This window comes from Hylemonella sp. P2_B10, assembly GCF_056404875.1.
In genome coordinates, this window is record NZ_JBFUDE010000001.1 from 153495 (window position 1) to 171811 (window position 18317).

The window sequence follows — 18317 nt, forward strand, 5'->3', positions numbered from 1 at the left end:
AGGGGAAAAGGCGTTAAACCAAGCGCTAGACCAACTGGTCTTCAAAGGCGAAGCCGACGCCGTACACCGAACGTATCCACTCGTGCTGGCTGTCCAGCGCAGCCATCTTGCGGCGCAGGTTCTTCACGTGGCTGTCCACTGCCCGTTCGGTGACCGACAGGTCATCGGCATAGGCCAGTTCCAGCAGCTTGGCGCGCGGGTAGATGCGCCCTGGGTGGGCCGACAGCACGCGCAGCAGCTCGAATTCCTTGCGCGTCAGCGCCAGCGGCTGGCCGTGCAGGCGGGCCTGCCACTGCTCTTCGTCCAGCACCAGTGCCGAGCTGGGCGCGGCGGGCTGCTGGCTGCGGCGCAGCACTGCCTTCACGCGCGCCACCACCTCGCGCGGCGAGAAGGGTTTGCAGATGTAGTCGTCGGCGCCCAGAGCCAGGCCCAGCAGGCGGTCAACTTCTTCCACCCGTGCCGTCAGCATGATCACCGGCACGCGGGACTGGCGCCGGGTCAGCTCCAGCACGCTGGTGCCATCGCGCCCGGGCAGCATCACGTCCAGCAGCACCAGGTCGGGCGGTGCGCGCAGTATGCCTTCCAGCGCCCGTTGGCCATCGGCCTGGTGCTCGACGATGTAGCTTTCACGGCGCAGGTAGTCCACCACCACCGAGGCGATGTCGGGCTCGTCTTCGACCACAAGGATGCGGGTTGTCATGGCTTGGTCCAACAGCATGTTACGCCTCGGCAGTGTCGGGTGCATCGGCCAGCGGCAAGGTCAGCGCGATGCGCAGCCCGCCCAGCGCCGAAGGCGCGGCAGTGATACTGCCGCCGTGCGCTTCCACAATGCGCTTGCAGATGGCCAGCCCCAGGCCCGAGCCGCCCAGTTCGCGGCTGCGCGAGGCCTCAGCCCGGTAGAAACGCTCAAACAAGTGCTCCAGGTCGGCCGCCGCGGGGCCGGGCGCGGTGTCGTCCAGCAGGATCACCAACCGGCGGCCCCCATGGTCATGGTTCCGGCTCTCTTCCACCCCGGCGCACACTTGCAGCCGGCCGCCGGCATGGGTGTAGCGCAGGCTGTTTTCCAGCAGGTTGATGAACACCTGGTGCAGCCGCCGCTCGTCGGCCAGCACCACGGCGCTGCCGCGCTGGGCCAGCGGCTTCAGGTAGCCGATGTCCAGCGCAATGCCGGCCTGGGTGAAGCGTTCGCGCATCAACTCCAGGGCGTCCAGCAGCAGCAGCAGCGGTTGCTGGGGGGTCAGTTGCAGCGGTGGCGCGGCCCCGTCAGCCGGATCCAGGCTGGCCCGCAGGTCGTCCACCAACTGGCCCAGGCGCATCACCTGGCGGTGCAGGCGCTGGGCGGCGTCGGCGCCGAAGGGGCGTACACCGTCCTGCAGCGCCTCGATCTCGGCACGTATGGCGGTCAGCGGCGTGCGCAGCTCGTGCGCCACGTCGGACAGCCACTGGCTGCGCGAACTCTCCAGCGCCGCCAACTGCGCCGTCATGCGGTTGAAGGTCTGGGCCAGCGTGGCCAGCTCGTCGTGGCCGTGGATGGGCACCTGGGTGTCCAGCCGGCCCCGGGCCACGGCTTGCGCGGCTTCGGCCAGGCCGTGGATGGGCGCCAACCAGCGCCGGCCCAGCCAGGAGGAAATCAGCAGCGCCAGTAGCAGCCCGGCCAGCGCGGTGGCCAGGATGAACTCCAGCTGCTGCGCCACGAAGGCGCGGTCGGCATCGGTTTGTATGCCTTGCAGCGGCAGCAGGGCCAGGTAGGCCACGGTGCGGCCGTCCTGGCGCAGCGGCTGGCGCAACGCATCGGCCAGATCCGCCTCGCTGCCGGCCAGGCGCCGGCCATCGGCATCCAGCAGAGCCAACCGGTTGTACACGTTGTCGGCGCGGCCACGCGGGTCGCCCGGTGTGTTGGGCGGGGCCGGTGGCATGAAGCGGTGCGGCAGCACGTCGACCTGCGGTATGCCAGGCCCCCCAGGACCACCGGGTCCTTTGGGACCACCCGGACCACCCGGTCCGCCATGGCGCTCGCCAAATGGCGGCGGGCCTATGCCCATGGGCGGGCCGTGGTCGCCCGGCTGCTTGGGCGCGGAGGCACCCTCCAGGCGCGCAGGCAGGTCGCGTGGCGGTCTGTCCAGGCGGCCCGGCCCGCCCTTGGACGATCCCGGCTCACCCTGGCCGCGCCAGCCGCTGGCGGACATCAAGGCACTGAACCAGGCGCTGCGCTCGTCTTTCAGGTATTGCCAGCTGTTGCCGTGGCTGGCGTAGTCGTCCAGCAGGCGCTTGGACAGCCAGTCCATGCGCGACAGCTCGATCTCGGCCACGTACTGGCCCAGGCCGCGCTGCAGGCCCAGCCTGGACAGGCCGATGAACACCGTCAACAGCGCCAGCAGCAGCAGCACCAGCGCGATGAAGAATTTGCGTTGCAGCGTCAGGCGGGGCATGCTGGATTATCTGCAGCGTATGCGCTGAAGTTCAAACCGCGATCGCCACTTGCAGGCTGGCATCGAACCCCTGCGCCAGGCTGCCTTGCAGCTTGACCATCTGCAGGGCCACACCATCGGCAAACACCATGTCGCTGGCAAAGCTCATCTGCGCCAGGTGGCGCGCGCTGGCCTGGTAGCCCGCCGCCCTGGCATAGACCTGCGCCATGGTGTCGGTGGGAAACGCCAGCTGTGAGGTGGCCAGCGCGTTGCGCCCATTCACCGTCTGAGCCAGGCCGGCGTAGACCTCGAAGTGGATGTGCGGCATGCGCCCCATGTAGCAGCCCGGCACGATGGTGCTGAAGCGCACCTGGCCCTGCGCGTCGGTCACCTGCACGCCGCGCAAGCGGTTGTCCCGGATGTCGCCGCTGCCGTAGACCGAATAGTCGCCCTCGCGCGTGCAGTGCCACACGTAGATGGCATGGCCGGCCAGCGGGCTGCACGCCGCCCCATGGTTGACCAGGTGGATGCGCAAGCTCAAAGGCACGCCGCCCACCTCGCCGCTGCCGTCCAGGTTGCGACGCAGGTCGCTGCGGACGACGCCAGGCAGCGTCAGCACGTTGAAGGCCTGCGCTTGGGTGCCAGGCGTACCCAAGCCTGGCGGCGCATGCCCTGGCCCACCCATGGGCGCAGCGCCGGGCGGTGGCATGCCAGTGTAGGCAGCGCCTGGCATCCCGTTCGGCGGCTGCATCGTGGTGCCGTCGGCGGGGAAGGGGCCCTCGGTCTCCTGCGGCACCACCGGGCAATTGCTGGTCGCGGGGGCGGCCGACGCGTGGCGGGCACCCAGCCAGCCCAGCCCGCCCCAGGTTCCCAGGGCGCCCAGGCGCAACAGGGCGCGGCGGCGTTGTTCTTGTGTCATGCGGTACAGGAGCTCTCGTGCAGCCTTAGAGTGTGGCGCACCAATTGGGAGGAAATGCGGAGATGCCGGGCGCGTTTGCCGCATCGGTGGCCTGCGCTACCATGCCGCCATGTGTACGGACTGTGAACCTGTACGAACCTGACAGGGGAGGAACAACAGACATGGCAAAACAGGCATTGCTGGTGATCGATGTGCAACGCGGGCTGTTTGACGCCGCGCCACGCCCTGGAGACGCCGACGCTGTGCTGGCGCGCATCAACGCCTTGGCCCGCACGGCCCGCGCGGCCGGCGCGCCGGTGATCTTCATCCAGCACGAAACCGTCTACCAGGAACTGCGCCACGGCAGCACCGCCTGGGAGCTGGAACGCACGCTGGACGTGCTGTCGCAGGACCATCTGGTGCGCAAAACCACGCCAGACGCCTTCATGCGCACGCCGTTGGCCGAGTTGCTGGACCGCGCGGGTGTCAAGGAAGTGGTGATCTGCGGCTACGCCACCGAGTTCTGCGTCGACACCACCACCCGGCGCGCTGCCGCCCTGGGCTACCCGGTGACATTGGTGGCCGATGCCCACACCACCCACGACAAGCCACACGCCAGCGCGGACCAGATACGCACCCACCACAACGCCACGCTGTCCAACATCCGCAGCTTTGGCCCCAGGATCGTGGCCGTGCCGGCGGCCGAGGTGGTGTTCAGCGCGTGAATCAGCGCCGTGTGGGTGGAATCAGCGCCTTGACCTGAGCACCGCCTGGCGCAACACTTCCAGCCGGTCGTTGCCGAAGTACATGTCGTCGCCGACGAACATCGTCGGCGAGCCGAAGCCGCCGCGGCGTACCAGCTCGTCGGTGTTGGCGCGCAGTTGGTCCTTGATGGCGCTCTGGCCTATGCCGTCGAAAAACTCAGCCGGCACCACGCCGACATGCTCGCACAGCGGCGCCAGCACGGCGTCTTGCGAGATGTCTTCCTCGCGCGACCAGTAGGCTTCGAACACCACGCGGGCAAAGGCCAGCATGCTGGCGGTGTCGCGTTGCGCCAACCAGATGCAGCCGCGCATGGCCTTGACGCTGTTGACCGGGAACACGCGCGGCGGGAACACGATGGTCAGGCCCGCCAGCCGGGCCCAGTCCTGCAGGTCTTTCAGCATGTAGTCGCGCTTGGCCGGTACCGGGTTTTCGCGCTGGGCGTAGATGCTGGGGTTGGCGGCATTGAACACGCCGCCCACCAGGATGGGCCGCCACTGGACTGGCTCGTTCAATTCTGCCGCCATGGGCTGCAGGTTGTGGAAGGCCAGGTAGGTCCAGGGGCTGGAGCAGTCGAAGAAGCATTCGATCATGCGGGTTTCCTTCAGGTGGGCTGCTGTTGCTGCTGCTGTTCCTGCGCGTGGCGCACGCTTTGCGCGGTCTGGCCGAACAGGTTCTTGCGCGCCTCGTCGGTCAGGGCCGGCGCGCGCAGCTCCTTGCCCAGGTCCAGCCCGCGTTTGACGGCAGGGCGCAGGAACAGCGCGTTGTACCAGGCCTGCACGTGCGGGAATTTGCCCAGGTCCACCTGCTGCGCCTTGTGCGTGCGCACCCAGGGGAAGATGGCCATGTCGGCAATCGAGTAGTCGGCGCCGGCCACGAAGGCACCGGTGCGTGCCAGCTGGGCGTCCAGCACACCGTACAGGCGGTCCACTTCCTGGCCATAGCGGGCGATGGCGTAGGGGATTTTGTCGGGTGAGTACAACAAAAAATGCCCGTTTTGCCCGGCCATGGGGCCCAGGCCGCCCATCTGCCACATCAGCCATTGCAGCACCGCGAAGCGCTCGCGCACGCCGGTGGGCAGGAAGCGCCCGGCTTTTTCCGCCAGGTACTGCAGGATGGCGCCGCTCTCGAACACCGCCAGTGGCTCGCCACCGCCAATGGGGGCGTGGTCGACGATGGCCGGCATGCGGTTGTTGGGGCTGATGGCCATGAAGCCCGGCGCGAACTGCTCACCCCGGCCGATGTTCACCGGCACCAGCCGGTAGGGCAGCGCRCATTCCTCCAGCATGATGGAAATCTTCCAGCCGTTGGGCGTGGGCCAGTAATGCAGGTCTATCATGCGCGCGCCTTGCTATCTTGTTGATAGTGCCATGATATGCTCATTGTGCTGAGGCAAACGCTTGCATGCCGGGGCCACATGGCCATAATGGCAAGGCGGCGTTCAGGGGGCAGGGAGCCGAAACGATCACGGTATGAAAGACATGAACTTCGAACTGGTCGATGTCTCGCAGCTGAAAACCGGCATGTATGTCGAGCTGGAGCTTGGCTGGATGGCGCACCCTTTTCCCACCAGCAGCTTCAAGATCAGTTCCGACAAGCAGATCGAGACCATACGCAGCCTGGGCCTGCAGCGCGTCAAGTTCGTGCCGTCCAAGAGCGACCCGGAATTTGACGCCAAGGCCATCGCCGCCGCTGCCGAGGCCGCCGCTGCCAAGGCGGCGCGCGAGGCTGCCGCTGCCGCTGAGCGCAACAAGCGCAAGCTGACCACCGATTTGCTCAGCGCCCAGCAGCGCGGTCTGGCGGTGTGCGAGAAACGCTTCGGCGAGGCCATACGCCAGTACAAGCAGGTGGCCGACCAGGTGGCCGCCCGGCCCAAGGATGCCGCAGAAAAATGCCTCAGCATGGTCAGTGGCCTGGTGGACGAGATGCTGGTGGAGGGCGAGTCCGCCATACGCCTTCTGTCCGAGGGCATGGGCGACCGCGCCGCCATGCACCCGGTCAACGTCACCGTGATCTCGTTGTTGCTGGGCAAGGCGCTGAACCTGCCGCAGGCCGACATGGTGGACCTGGGCATGGCCGCCTTCCTGCACGACATGGGCAAGCTGCAACTGCCCGACCGCGTGCGCTGGCTGGAGGAAAACTTCTCCACCGCCGAATACAAGCTGTATCAGGAGCATGTGGCGCAAAGCGTGCTGCTGGGCAAGCGCATGGAGCTCAGCCCTGGCGCCTTGCTGGCCATTGCCCAGCACCACGAGATGATCGACGGCAGCGGCTTCCCGGCCAAGCTCAAGGGCGACAAGATGAGCCTGCCGGCCAAGATCCTGGCGCTGATCAACCGCTACGAAAACCTGTGCAACCCCAGCCGGCCAGCGGCCGCGATGACGCCGCATGAGGCCTTGTCGCTGATCTTCGCGCAGTTGAAGACCCGTTTTGATCCGGTGGTGTTGGGCGCCTTCATCCGCATGATGGGCGTTTACCCGCCCGGCTCGGTGGTGCAACTGGTGGACGAGCGCTTCGCCATCGTGGTGTCGGTCAATTCCAGCCGGCCGCTGAAGCCCCGCGTCGTCGTGCACGACCCGGCCGTCGCGCGGCACGAGGCGCTGATCCTTGATCTGGAAACCACGCCCAATGTGGGCATACGCCGCAGCCTCAAACCCGGGGCACTGCCGCGCGAGTCGCTGGACTACTTGTCGCCGCGCCAGCGCATAGGCTATTTCTTCGAGCAGGCCAACCCGCCGATGGCGGAGGCTGCTCCGTGACCACCGCCACCCATGGCCCTTTGATCGAAGGGCTGCTGGAGGCGGTGTGGTTGGTGGATGGGGTCAGCCTGCGCATCGTGGCCGCCAACCCGGCCGCCGCCGCGCTCACAGGGGTGCCCGAGGCCGACGTGCTGGAGCGGCCGGTGGTGGAACTCAGTGCCACCCCGCAGGACCAGTTCTTCTGGGAAGACGTGGCCGCCGGGCTGGAGACGGCCATCCACTCCGAAACCCTGGTGCGTGGCACCGATGGCACGCCGATACCTGTGGAGCGGCGCGTCAGCCCGTTGACGCTGGATGACGGCCGCAAGGCCTACCTGGTGGCATTGCGCGACCTGCGCCCGCAGCAACGCGCCGAGCGCGAGATGGAGCGCATCGTGGCCGAGTTGCGCGCCACGCTGGAGTCCACCGCCGATGGCATCCTGGTAGTGGACATGGACGGCGGCGTGCGCAGCTACAACCGCCACTTTGCCGAGTTGTGGGGCGTGCCCGAGGACTTGCTGCTGCGCCCGCAGGACCAGGCGCTGCACGCCCACCTGGCCAGCCGCGTGGCCGACGCCGCCGCCTATGCGCAGCAACTGGCTGGCATTGCCAACGACCCGCTGGGGCAGTTCAGCGATGTGGTGACGCTGGACAGCGGCCGCCTGCTGGAGCGCGTGACCATGCCGCAGTTCAGCCGCGGCGAGCCCACCGGGCGGGTCTACTCGTTTCGCGACATCACGCAGCGGGTCGACTTCGAGACCCGCATGCGCCTGGCCGCCAAGGTGTTCGAGTCCAGCCTGGACGCGGTGTTCATCACCAGCGCGGGCTTTTCCATCCTGGCCGTCAACCCGCAGTGCGAGCGCCTGACCGGCAGCGCCCAGGCCCAGATGCTGGGCAGCGACGCCAGCATGCTGTTCCATGACCCGCATGACCTGAGCTTCTTCGTGCGCGTGCAGGACGCGCTGGCCAAGGACGGCAGTTGGGAAGGCCAGCTGTGGCACCGCAGCCCCGGCCGGCCCGAGTGCGCGGTGCAGGTGGCCTGGGTGGCGCTGCGCGATGAGCAGGGGCATCTGCAACACACGGTGGCGTTCTGCAAGGACCTGACCGAGCGGCTCGCGGCCCAGCGCCGCATCGAGCAACTGGCCTACAGCGACGTGCTGACCGGCCTGCCCAACCGGTTGATGCTGGCCCAGCGGGTGGAATACGCGCTGCGCGTGGCCATGCGCGAGGGCGGACAGTTTGCCATCATGTTCCTGGACCTGGACCGCTTCAAGAACATCAACGACTCCATGGGCCACGCCTTTGGCGACTGCGTGCTGCTGGAGGTGGCGCAGCGCCTGAAGCTGTGCCTGCGCGACGTCGACACGCTGTGCCGCATCGGCGGCGACGAGTTCGTCATCTTCCTGCAGCACTCCGACGCCATTGGCTCCGAAGTGGTGGCCAAGCGCATCCTGGAGATGCTGGCCAACCCCTTCGTGCTCAACGACATGCGTTTCTCGATTGGCTGCAGCATCGGCCTGTCGCTGTTCCCGCAGGATGGCCGCACGCTGGACGACCTGATCAAGTGCGCCGACACCGCCATGTACCGCGTCAAGGAGCGCGGGCGCGGCAACTACCGCTACTACCAGCCGCAGATGAACGTGGACCTGCTGTCGCGCATCAAGATGGACCACGCCATGCGCCTGGCCATGGAAAGCAAGCAGTTCCGCCTGCACTACCAGCCGCAGATCTCGCTGGGCAGCGGCCGGCTGCTGGGTGCCGAGGCGCTGATACGCTGGCACGACGCTGAGTTGGGCAATGTGTCGCCGGCCATCTTCATTGGTTTGGCCGAAGAGTCGGGCTTCATCGTCAGCATAGGCAACTGGGTGCTGCAGGAGGCGGTGCAGCAGGCGGCGGCCTGGCAGCGCGCCGGCCGCGAGGTGACGGTGGCTGTCAACGTGTCGGCGCTGCAGTTCCAGCAGGCCGATTTCGTGCAGCGCGTGGCCAAGGCCATCCAGAGCCACAATCTGAACCCGCGCCTGCTGGAGCTGGAGCTGACCGAATCCATCCTGGTGCGCGACGCCGACGAGGCGCTGGCCCGGCTGCATGCGCTGGCCGGCCTGGGCGTGGCACTGTCCATCGACGACTTCGGCACCGGTTACTCCAGCCTGTCGTACCTGAAGAAATTCCCGATCTCCAAGCTGAAGATAGATCGCTCCTTCGTCATGGGCCTGCCGGCCGACGAGAGCGACCGCGCCATCGTCAGCGCCACCATCGGCATGGCGCGGGCGCTGAAGATGAAGGTGGTGGCCGAGGGTGTGGAAACCATAGGCCAGCGCGACTACCTGGCCGGGCTGAACTGCGATTCGTTTCAGGGTTACCTGTGCGCGCCAGGCTTGAGCGCGACAGATTTCGAGAAGCTGTGGGACAGCCTGCGGGAGACGGCGCCAGCCTGAGCCCCGGCAGACCTGCTTGCCGCGCTGCGCCGGTTCACAGGCTGCTGATGCCCTTGTACAGCATGTACGAACCCAGCCCCAGCAACAAACCGGCAAAGATTTTTTTCAGCTTGTCCACTGGCATGGTGTGCGCGGCCTTGGCGCCCAGCGGTGCCGTCAGCACGCTGCACGACGCGATCACCACCAATGCAGGCAGCCAGATGTAGCCCAAGGAGAGCGGCGGCAGCGCGTGCGACGACAACAGGCCGCTGGCCACATAACCTGTGGCGTTGGCCAGCGCGATGGGGAAGCCCAGCGCCGCGCTGGTGGCCACCGCACGGGCCATGGCCACGTTGTGCGCCAGCATGTAGGGCACGCTGATGAAGCCGCCGCCGGCACCCACCAGGCCCGACACGAAACCGATCACCGTGCCGGCACCGAACTGCTTGGCCGCACCCGGCAACTGCTGGGTCGGCAGCGGCTTCTTGTCGCGCAGCATCTTGACGGCCGAAAACCCGGTGAACAGTGCAAACACCATGGCCAGGTAGGCGCCCTTGAGCAGCGCGAACACGCCCAGGCTGGCCAGCGCCGCGCCCAGCACGATGCCCGGCGCCAGGTTGCGCACGATGTCCCAGCGCACGCCGCCGCGCTGGTGGTGGGCGCGCACGCTGGAGATGGAGGTGAACACGATGGTGGCCATGGAGGTGGCAATCGCCATTTTCACCGCCAGGTCAGGCGCCACGCCGCGCTTGGTCAGGATGAAGGTGATGAAGGGCGTCATCAGCATGCCGCCGCCTATGCCCAGCAGGCCGGCCAGGTAGCCCGTGGCCAGGCCGAGCAGGCACAACTCCAATATCACCTGGATGTCTATGCCTGCCATGGGGTGGCGAACCGTGTGGGTTCGCGATGAAGGGTGGGGAAGGTTTGGTGCGTCCGCGCTGCGCGCGTCCGTTGAAAAAGGTGTCTGCAAATGCCACCAGACCGGCATCCTGAACCGGGGTTCAGGTGGGCGAGGTCAGCGTTGGCTTCGGGTTCATCTGACGCGAGATGATCGCACCTGCCAGGCGATTTTCCAAGCCCGGGCTCAATGAGCATTGGTTCAAGGAAATATAAAGCCTGATGAGCACTGCAGACAAGGACCATTGTAGGCGCTGGCACATGCCCTTGCATGTGTCGCCGGCGTAATAAATAGTTTCTTGCTGTCTGCGCTTGATTCACAAAAGCTATGCCAGCCGACTGTTAGATCAGCCGGCCGTCATCGCTCAGCGCTTCATCCAGCTTGTGCAGCAGGGCGGTCAGCGCCGGGTCCTGCGCACTGGGCGCAGAGGCCACGGCCGCAGGCGCGGCCACCGCGGTGATGGGTGTAGCCACGGCGACCTCGCCGCGGTCGGCCAGGTCAAAGGCCAGGTTCAACGCCGCCAGCACGGCAATGCGGTCGCGCGCGCGCACCTTGCCGCCATCGCGAATCTTGCACATGGCGGTGTCCACGCGCTCCACGGCATCCAGCAGGCGCGACTCGCCGCCTTCGGGGCAACCCAGCAGGTAGCTTTGCCCCATGATTTGTACTTCTAATTGCTTCATGACGAATGTTTGGCCGAGCCGGCGGCTTCGGGCAGGCGGTCCAGCAGCGCGTCCACGCGGGCGCGGGCCGCGTTCAGGCGCGACTTCAACGAATCGCGCTCCTGCGTCAGGTGCTCCACCTGTTCGCTCAGCAGCTCGTTGGTGCGTTGCAACTCGGCGTAGCGCACCAGCAGGCGTTCCACGCGCTCGTTGATCTGGTCGATTTGGTGGGTATTCGACGACATACAACGGGTATTGTAGGGTTTACTTTAAGTTCCACCGTAAAATGCATGATTGTTGGTGCTCGCGGTGTGGTTCACATGCCGCAGTTCAACGGGAAGCAGGAGGGTTTGCCGGCCACAGCTGGCGACTTAACCTGCGCTGCCCCCGCAACGGTCAAGCGGACGGGAGCCCGGTTCCACCGGGTTTCCAACTTTCGTCATCCAGCCACTGAGTGCTCTGAACAGGCATTTGGGAAGGCGACGAGAGTCGTTCCGCCAGCCCGGATACCGGCCAACAAGGTGGCCGTGCGCCCAAAAGCGCGCGTGCCGTGAACGCCCTCATGCGGTCGGGGAAGACCGCGCGGGCTTGACCATTGTTTCTCTGACCATGACAAATCGTGTTTCCTTCGCGCGTCTCGCCGCGCTGCCGCTGGCCCTGGCCGCTGCTTTTCCCGCTTTTTCTGCCTTTGCCGAAACCTTGCCGAGTACCGCGTTGACAGACGTTGTCGTCACCGGCAGCCGCGTGCCCACACCACTCAATGAGGTGCTGGCCGACGTCACCGTGATCGACCGCGCCACGCTGGATCTGTCGGGCCAGACCTCGCTGCGCGAACTGCTGGGCCAGCAACCCGGCGTGCAGTTCTCCACCACCGGCGGCTACCGTTCCACCACCAGCCTGTTCCTGCGTGGTGCCGGCAACTCGCAGACGCTGATCCTGGTGGACGGCGTACGCGTTGGCTCGGCCACCTCCGGCGGCGCCGCGCTGGAAAACCTGCCGCTGGAGCGCATAGAGCGCATCGAGATCCTGCGCGGCGCGGCCTCCGCCTTGTATGGCCCCGACGCCGTTGGCGGCGTGGTGCAGATCTTCACCCGCGAGCCGGGCAAGGGCGCGCCGCAGTTCACCGCCAATGCCGGTTTCGGCTCCGCCGGCCAGCGCCAGGCTGGCGCCTCGGTGCGCGGCACCAGCGGCATCTGGGGCTACAGCTTGGGCGTGTCCACCGAGCGTGCGGATGGCGTCAGCGTCACCTACAACCCGCTGGCCTTCGGCTACAACCCCGACACCGACAGCTTCACCTCGCGCAGCCTGGACGCCAAGCTGGTGGCCAGGCTGTCCAAAGAGCACGCGCTGACCTTCAGCCTGCTGGACAGCCACACCGAATACCAGTTCGACGCCACGCCGTCGCCCAACCCGCTGAGCCTGACGGCGCTGACCTCTGACGCCGTGGCCAAGCCCAACCTGCGCAACGTCAACCTGAAGTGGGAAGCGCAGTGGCTGCCGCAGTGGCGCTCCACGCTGCTGGTGGGCAACAGCCGGGACGATTCCGTCAGCGACTACTACCGCGCCAGCGACCATGCCTTTGCTGGCAACGGTCGCTTCAACACCCAGCGCGACCAGGTGACGTGGCAGAACGACATCGCCTTTGACAAGGACGTGCTGTCCTTCATGCTGGAAAGCCGTTCGGAATCGGTGGACTCCAGCACCGCCTACACCGTGGGCTCGCGCGACATCCGCAGCGTGCTGGCCTCCTACGCCTTCAACCGCCCGCAGTGGAACGCGCTGGTGGTGGTGCGCAATGACGACAACTCGCAGTTCGGCAGTGTCAACAACTGGTCACTGTCGGGTGGTTACCGCATCACGCCCAGCCTGCGCGCCATTGCCAGCGCGGGCACCAGCTTCCAGGCGCCCAGCTTCAACCAGCTGTACTTTCCCGGCTTCGGCACGCCCACGCTGACGCCGCAGCGCAACCGCAGCAACGAGCTGGGCCTGAAATACGACCAGGACGCGCTGTCGCTCAGCGCGACGGCCTACCGCAACGACATCGAAGGCTTCATCGTGCCCAGCACCAATGTGCAGAGCGCGCTGGCCAAGCTGCAAGGCGTCACGCTGGCGGCCAGCTACCAGCAGGGCGACACCAGCTACAACGCCTCCTTCGACTACACCGATGCGCGCACCCTGCCCAACGACCTGCGCCTGGTGCGCATCGCGCGCGACGTGCTGAACCTGCGCGTGACGCAGCGCCTGGGCGAGTTCAACGTCTTCGGCGAATTCAAGCTGTCCAGCGACCGCGAGGACAACAAGGTGGGCGCCACCGGCCGCGAGAACCTGGCCGGCTACGGGCTGCTGAACCTGGGCCTGAACTGGAAGCTGCAGCCCAACCTGTCGCTGCTGGCGCGCATCAACAACCTGAACGACGCGCACTATGTGCTGGCCAACGGCTACACCATGCCGGGGCGCAACGCCTACGTGTCGCTGACCTGGAGCAACTGAGGCGCGCACAAGGGCTTGACTTTGAGGCATGCTCCGTGGCCATGAACACACCACCACTCGACCCCTCCCGCTTCGCTTTCGACGCCGCGCCGCGGCGCATCGTCTGCCTGACGGAAGAGACCACCGAGTGGTTGTACCTGCTGGGCCAGGAGCACCGCATTGCCGGTATTTCCGGCTACACGGTGCGCCCGCGCCGCGCGCGCGAGGAGAAGCCCAAGGTCAGCGCCTTCATCAACGCCAAGATCGACAAGATCCTGGCGCTGCAGCCGGACTGCGTGTTCGGCTTTTCCGACATGCAGGCCGACATTGCCAGCGCACTGATACGCGCCGGCGTGATGGTGACGGTGTTCAACCAGCGCAGCGTGGCCGAGATCTTCGCCATGCTGGCGCAGGTGGCTGCCATCGTGGACCAGCGTGAGCAGGGCATGACCCTGATTGCCGGCATGCAGCGCAAGCTGGCTGAGATTGAGGATGCGGCCAAGGCCTTGCCGCGTCGCCCCAGCATCTATTTCGAGGAGTGGGACGAGCCGCACATCAGCGCCATACGCTGGGTGTCGGAGCTGATGGGCATTGCCGGCGGCGACGACTGCTTTCCCGAGCTGGCTGGCCAGTCCCTGGGCAAGAACCGCATCATCGCCAGTGGCGACGAGATTGTGCGTCGCAATCCCGACATCATCATCGGCTCCTGGTGCGGCAAGAAGTTCCGCGCCGAGAAGGTGGCGGCGCGCCCGGGTTGGCAGGAGGTTGGCGCGGTGAAGAACGGCCAGCTGTTCGAGATCAAGTCCGCCGACATCCTGCAGCCCGGCCCGGCGGCGCTGACCGACGGCGTGGCACACCTGCACCGCATCGTGCTGGACTGGAGCGCGCGCCATGGCTGACGCCATCGATCTGCCAACGCCCGTGCGCAGCGAGCTGATCCTGGGCGGGCAGAAGAGCGGCAAATCGCGCCGCGCCGAGTTGCTGGCGCGGGCCTGGCTGGCCGGTGCGCCCACCCACCACGCGGTGCTGGTGGCCACCGCCCAGGCGCATGACGACGAAATGCGCGCGCGCATCGCCCGCCACCTGGCAGACCGTGCGCAGCGCGTGCCGGGCCTGCGCACGGTGGAAGAGCCACGGGCATTGGCGCAAGCCATTGCGCAGCACAGCCGGGCGGACACGCTGCTGGTGGTGGACTGCCTGACGCTGTGGCTGACCAACTGGTTGATGCCGGCCGAGCCCGCCGCTGCCGCTGAGCCGCCGGTCGCTGAACTGCTGCAAGCGTTGGCCGCCGCGCCCGGCCCGGTGGTGCTGGTGGGTAACGAAATCGGCTTGGGCGTGATTCCGCTGGGCCGCCAGGTGCGCGCCTTTGTGGACGCGCTGGGCAACTTGAACCAACAAGTGGCCAGGCAATGCCAGCGCGTCACGCTGATGGCGGCCGGCCTGCCTCTGACCCTGAAAAACGAACCTGCAACATGACACAACAACAGTCGATCCTGCGCAGCCAAAGCGCACCCTGGCGCGCACTGGCGCATCTGGCACTGGCTGCCGCAACGCTGTGCACTGGCTTGGCCGCCCATGCGCTGGAGGTGGTGGACGACCGGGGCGTCAGCGTCAGCTTTGCCAAAAGCCCGCAGCGCATCGTCAGCGTGCTGCCGTCGCTGACCGAAACCGTGTGCGAGCTGGGCGAGTGCCAGCGCCTGGTGGGTGTGGACCGCTATTCCAACTTCCCCGAGATGGTGCGCAAGCTGCCGCAGGTGGGCGGTGGCCTGGACCCCAGCATAGAAGCCATCGTGGCGCTGCGGCCCGATGTGGTGCTGATGGCCACCTCGGCCCGCGCAGCGGACCGCCTGCAGGCGCTGGGCATCAAGGTGATTGCGCTGGAGCCCAGGAGCGCAGCCGACGTGCAGCGCGTGATGGGCAAGCTCGGCCAGTTGCTGGAAGTGCCGGATGCACAGCGCATCTGGCGCGTCATCGATGCCGGTGTGGCCGCTGCCGCGCAGTCGCTGCCGCCCAGGGTGAAGAACGTCAAGGTGTATTTCGAGGTCAGCCGCGGCCCCTATGGGGCGGGTGAGACCTCGTTCATGGGCGAAACGCTGAAGCGCCTGGGGGTGAAGAACATCATTCCCGCCAGCCTGGGCCCGTTCCCCAAGCTGAACCCCGAGTTCGTGGTGCGCGCCAACCCCGACCTGATCATGATTGGCGACCGCAACGGCCAGGGGCTGGACCAGCGGCCGGGCTGGGACGGCATTGCCGCCCTGCGTGCCAAGCGCATCTGCCAGTTCACGCCCGAGCAGGGCGACGTGCTGGTGCGGCCCGGGCCGCGCATGGCGGAGGCGGCGCGGATCATGGCTTCTTGCATTGCGCGGTTCTATCCATGAGTTTTTGCCTGCGTGTCTGTTTTCTCCGGCTGGGCGCACTAGGTATGCGGCGCGGTGCTGTCGACCCTGGTGTGAAGGTCCGCTGCGCGGACTTCCTTGTGGTGCTCGCGGCATGCGGGAAGCACGCAAACTCGCCTTCGGCTCAAACATGCGTGCTTCTTGATCCGCATGCCGCTGCGCTCCTCAGCTTCACACAAGGGCCACAGGGCAGTCCGCGCAGCGGACCTGCTCACCGGGGAAGGGCCAATTTCCCGCTGCCGCGCTGCGGAGCCACGTCGACGTCAAAGTTGCAGCGAGCGAAAGCATGACGAGCACCACAAGAACCGCAAGCTTGCTGGCCATCGGCCTGCTGCTCGTCAGCGCCGCCCTGATGCTGGTGGGCGCAGGCGTGGGCAGCACCGGCTTCGAGAGCGTGCTGCGCGCGCACGATGACCCGGTGGCCTGGCAGATCGTGTGGCAGATACGCTTGCCGCGAACCTTGGGCGCCTGGACGGCCGGTGCCTTGCTGGGCCTGGCCGGTGCGGTGGCGCAGGGCTTGTTCCGCAATCCGCTGGCAGACCCGTTTTTGCTGGGCAGCGCCTCTGGTTCGGCACTGGGTGTGGCGGTGGCGCTGGCGCTGTTTGGCGTCTCGCCATTCGCCACGCAGTGGCTGGTGCGTCTGGGGTTGACCGGCGCCGCCTTCCTGGGCGCGGTGGGTGGCGTGGTGCTGACGCTGGCATTGGCCAAGGGCGTGCAACACACGCTGCGGCTGCTGCTGGCTGGCGTCATCGTGGGTGTGGTGCTGGGCGCGGCGCGGGATTTGATCACGCTGTCGGTGCCCGAGATCTTGCAGGCCATGCAGTCCTTCCTGCTGGGCAGCACCGGCTTTGTGGGCTGGACGTCGGCCTGGCTGATGGCCGGTGCTTGGGCTTTGTGCGTCTCCGTGGCCTGGATGCTCAGCCACGCGCTGGATGGGCTAATGCTGGGCGAGGCCACCGCGCACAGCCTGGGCCTGCCGCTGGCGCCCATGCGGGTGGCGCTGGTGGGCGTGCTGGCGCTGGCCAGCGGCACGGCGGTGGCGCAAACCGGGCTGATCGCCTTTGTCGGCCTGGCCGCGCCGCACCTGGTGCGCTCGGTGGTCAAGACCACCCATGGGCGCCTGATCGTGCTGGCCAGCCTGATGGGCGGCCTGCTGCTGATGGCGGCCGACGTGGCGGCGCGCTGGATCCTGGCGCCGCAAGAGCTGCCGGTGGGCGTGCTCACCGCCGTGCTGGGCGGCAGCTACCTGCTGTGGCTGATGCACCGGCGCCGTTCCACCAGCGGGAGCAGCGTGCTGTGAGCGCCGCGCTGCACGCCAAAGGAATCAGCGCCCGGCTGGGGCAGGCTGAGGTGCTGCACGGCATTGACCTGAGCATTGCGCAAGGGCAGTGGACCAGCATCGTTGGCCCCAACGGCGCCGGCAAGTCCACGCTGCTGAAAGCGTTGGCGCATCTGTTGCCGCACACGGGCCAGGTCAGCCTGCTGGGGCAACCGATGGCGGCGCTGCCGGGGCGCCAGCGGGCGCTGCAGATGTCGTGGCTGGGGCAGAACGAATCCAGCGCCGACGACCTCAGCGCCTATGACGTGGCCATGCTGGGCCGCCTGCCGCACCAGCCCTGGTTGGCGCCACCCAGCGAGGCCGACCGCCAGGCCGTGGAACAGGCTTTGCGCGCCACCCAGGCGTGGGAGTGGCGTGAGCGGCCGCTGGGCCAGCTCTCCGGTGGCGAGCGCCAGCGCGTCTTGCTGGCCCGCGCGCTGGCCGTGCAGGCGCAGGTGCTGCTGATGGACGAGCCGCTGGCCAATCTGGACCCGCCGCACCAGGCCGACTGGCTGGCGCTGGTGCGCGCGCTGGTGGCGCAAGGGCGCACGGTGGTCAGCGTGCTGCATGAGATTTCGTTCGCACTGCATGCCGACCAGATGGTGGTGATGGCGCAGGGGCGCATCTCGCACCAAGGTGCGTGCAGTGACACGGCCACGCACCGCGCGCTGGAGCAGGTGTTCGAGCACCGCATCGCCATCCACACGGTCGCTGGCCAGAGTGTCGCGTTACCGGTGGTGAATTGACCTCGAACAAATTCGACTCTGACCCCAATATGCACATCGAAACACCACCTTCCGCCAAGCCGTATGAGAAGCCCGAGGGCGAGCGGCGCGGCATCGTGATCGTCAACACGGGGGACGGCAAGGGCAAGAGCACGGCGGCGTTTGGGCTGGCGTTGCGGGCGCATGGGCGGGGCAAGGCGGTGAAGATTTTCCAGTTCATGAAGGTGCCCAGCGCGCGTTTTGGCGAACACCGCATGTTCGAGCAGATCGGCATTCCCATCGAGGGCCTGGGCGACGGCTTCAGTTGGAAGAGCCAGGACCTGGAGCATTCGGCCCAGCTGGCGCGCGATGGCTGGCAAAAAGCCAGTGCGGCCATCCTGAGTGGTGACTACTTCATGGTCACGCTGGACGAGCTGACCTACCCGCTGATCTACGGCTGGCTGCCGCTGGAGGGCGTGCTGGAGACCCTGCGCACGCGGCCCAGCCATGTGCACGTGGTCATCACCGGACGGCGTTGCCCGCCCGAGATCATGGCGCTGGCCGACACGGTGACCGAGATGGCCATGGTCAAGCACGCCTTCAAGGCCGGCATACCGGCCCAGCGCGGCATCGAGGACTGAGGTACCACA

General features: G+C 67.1%; 18 protein-coding genes and 1 riboswitch. Of the genes, 10 read left to right on the forward strand and 8 right to left on the reverse strand.

Annotated features, from left to right (window positions below):
* Positions 1–25: 25 nt before the first annotated feature.
* The 3 genes from AC1DX2_RS00730 to AC1DX2_RS00740 are packed head-to-tail and all read right to left on the reverse strand — an operon-like array spanning position 26 to position 3327.
* Entirely contained in the window at positions 26–700 is a 675-nt protein-coding gene (locus AC1DX2_RS00730) for a response regulator (protein WP_477194362.1), read from the reverse strand.
* A gap of 19 nt (positions 701–719) precedes the next feature.
* Positions 720–2429 (reverse strand): ATP-binding protein, encoded by a 1710-nt coding sequence (locus tag AC1DX2_RS00735; protein ID WP_477194363.1) that lies wholly within the window; start codon positions 2427–2429, stop codon positions 720–722.
* 31 nt (positions 2430–2460) lie between these two features.
* Complete coding sequence (locus AC1DX2_RS00740) at positions 2461–3327, reverse strand: dioxygenase family protein (protein WP_477194364.1); 867 nt, start codon at positions 3325–3327, stop codon at positions 2461–2463.
* Positions 3328–3488: 161 nt separating this feature from the next.
* Between AC1DX2_RS00740 and AC1DX2_RS00745 the strand changes: the two genes are divergently transcribed.
* On the forward strand, positions 3489–4031 hold the full coding sequence (locus tag AC1DX2_RS00745) for a cysteine hydrolase family protein (RefSeq protein ID WP_477194365.1): 543 nt from the start codon (positions 3489–3491) through the stop codon (positions 4029–4031).
* Positions 4032–4052: 21 nt separating this feature from the next.
* On the opposite strand, the gene AC1DX2_RS00750 is transcribed toward AC1DX2_RS00745, so the two are convergent.
* On the reverse strand, positions 4053–4661 hold the full coding sequence (locus AC1DX2_RS00750; RefSeq protein ID WP_477194366.1) for a DsbA family protein: 609 nt from the start codon (positions 4659–4661) through the stop codon (positions 4053–4055).
* Between the two features lie 11 nt (positions 4662–4672).
* Positions 4673–5407 carry a glutathione binding-like protein gene (locus tag AC1DX2_RS00755; protein ID WP_477194367.1) on the reverse strand — a complete coding sequence of 245 codons (735 nt, stop codon included), beginning with the start codon at positions 5405–5407 and terminating at the stop codon, positions 4673–4675.
* 133 nt (positions 5408–5540) lie between these two features.
* Between AC1DX2_RS00755 and AC1DX2_RS00760 the strand changes: the two genes are divergently transcribed.
* On the forward strand, positions 5541–6827 hold the full coding sequence (locus AC1DX2_RS00760) for an HD-GYP domain-containing protein (protein WP_477194368.1): 1287 nt from the start codon (positions 5541–5543) through the stop codon (positions 6825–6827).
* Positions 6824–9241, forward strand: coding sequence for a putative bifunctional diguanylate cyclase/phosphodiesterase (locus tag AC1DX2_RS00765; protein WP_477194369.1), 2418 nt, complete (start codon positions 6824–6826; stop codon positions 9239–9241). Before AC1DX2_RS00760 ends, AC1DX2_RS00765 begins: the two co-directional genes overlap by 4 nt.
* A 34-nt stretch (positions 9242–9275) precedes the next feature.
* Here the strand turns inward: AC1DX2_RS00765 and AC1DX2_RS00770 are convergent, their stop codons facing one another.
* The 3 genes from AC1DX2_RS00770 to AC1DX2_RS00780 all read right to left on the reverse strand — a co-directional run bounded on the left by AC1DX2_RS00770 (position 9276) and on the right by AC1DX2_RS00780 (position 11025).
* Positions 9276–10100, reverse strand: a complete 825-nt coding sequence (locus AC1DX2_RS00770; protein WP_477194370.1) for a sulfite exporter TauE/SafE family protein — start codon at positions 10098–10100, stop codon at positions 9276–9278.
* A 359-nt stretch (positions 10101–10459) separates the two neighbouring features.
* Positions 10460–10801, reverse strand: a complete 342-nt coding sequence (locus AC1DX2_RS00775; protein WP_477194371.1) for a cell division protein ZapA — start codon at positions 10799–10801, stop codon at positions 10460–10462.
* Positions 10798–11025 (reverse strand): DUF904 domain-containing protein, encoded by a 228-nt coding sequence (locus AC1DX2_RS00780; protein WP_477194372.1) that lies wholly within the window; start codon positions 11023–11025, stop codon positions 10798–10800. Before AC1DX2_RS00780 ends, AC1DX2_RS00775 begins: the two co-directional genes overlap by 4 nt.
* 36 nt (positions 11026–11061) lie before the next feature.
* A riboswitch (cobalamin riboswitch) is annotated at positions 11062–11312 on the forward strand.
* A 77-nt stretch (positions 11313–11389) separates the two neighbouring features.
* Between AC1DX2_RS00780 and AC1DX2_RS00785 the strand changes: the two genes are divergently transcribed.
* From AC1DX2_RS00785 to cobO, 7 genes are all read left to right on the forward strand, one after another.
* Positions 11390–13270 carry a TonB-dependent receptor domain-containing protein gene (locus AC1DX2_RS00785; protein ID WP_477194373.1) on the forward strand — a complete coding sequence of 627 codons (1881 nt, stop codon included), beginning with the start codon at positions 11390–11392 and terminating at the stop codon, positions 13268–13270.
* Positions 13271–13311: 41 nt separating this feature from the next.
* Entirely contained in the window at positions 13312–14148 is an 837-nt protein-coding gene (locus tag AC1DX2_RS00790; protein WP_477194374.1) for an ABC transporter substrate-binding protein, read from the forward strand.
* Complete coding sequence (locus tag AC1DX2_RS00795) at positions 14141–14725, forward strand: bifunctional adenosylcobinamide kinase/adenosylcobinamide-phosphate guanylyltransferase (protein WP_477194375.1); 585 nt, start codon at positions 14141–14143, stop codon at positions 14723–14725. Before AC1DX2_RS00790 ends, AC1DX2_RS00795 begins: the two co-directional genes overlap by 8 nt.
* Positions 14722–15627 (forward strand): ABC transporter substrate-binding protein, encoded by a 906-nt coding sequence (locus tag AC1DX2_RS00800; RefSeq protein ID WP_477194376.1) that lies wholly within the window; start codon positions 14722–14724, stop codon positions 15625–15627. The genes AC1DX2_RS00795 and AC1DX2_RS00800 overlap by 4 nt, the downstream gene beginning before the upstream one ends.
* 304 nt (positions 15628–15931) lie before the next feature.
* Positions 15932–16945 (forward strand): FecCD family ABC transporter permease, encoded by a 1014-nt coding sequence (locus tag AC1DX2_RS00805; protein ID WP_477194377.1) that lies wholly within the window; start codon positions 15932–15934, stop codon positions 16943–16945.
* On the forward strand, positions 16942–17709 hold the full coding sequence (locus tag AC1DX2_RS00810) for an ABC transporter ATP-binding protein (RefSeq protein WP_477194378.1): 768 nt from the start codon (positions 16942–16944) through the stop codon (positions 17707–17709). Before AC1DX2_RS00805 ends, AC1DX2_RS00810 begins: the two co-directional genes overlap by 4 nt.
* Positions 17710–17738: 29 nt before the next feature.
* Positions 17739–18308, forward strand: a complete 570-nt coding sequence (gene cobO, locus AC1DX2_RS00815; RefSeq protein ID WP_477194379.1) for a cob(I)yrinic acid a,c-diamide adenosyltransferase — start codon at positions 17739–17741, stop codon at positions 18306–18308.
* The last annotated feature ends 9 nt before the right edge of the window (positions 18309–18317 follow it).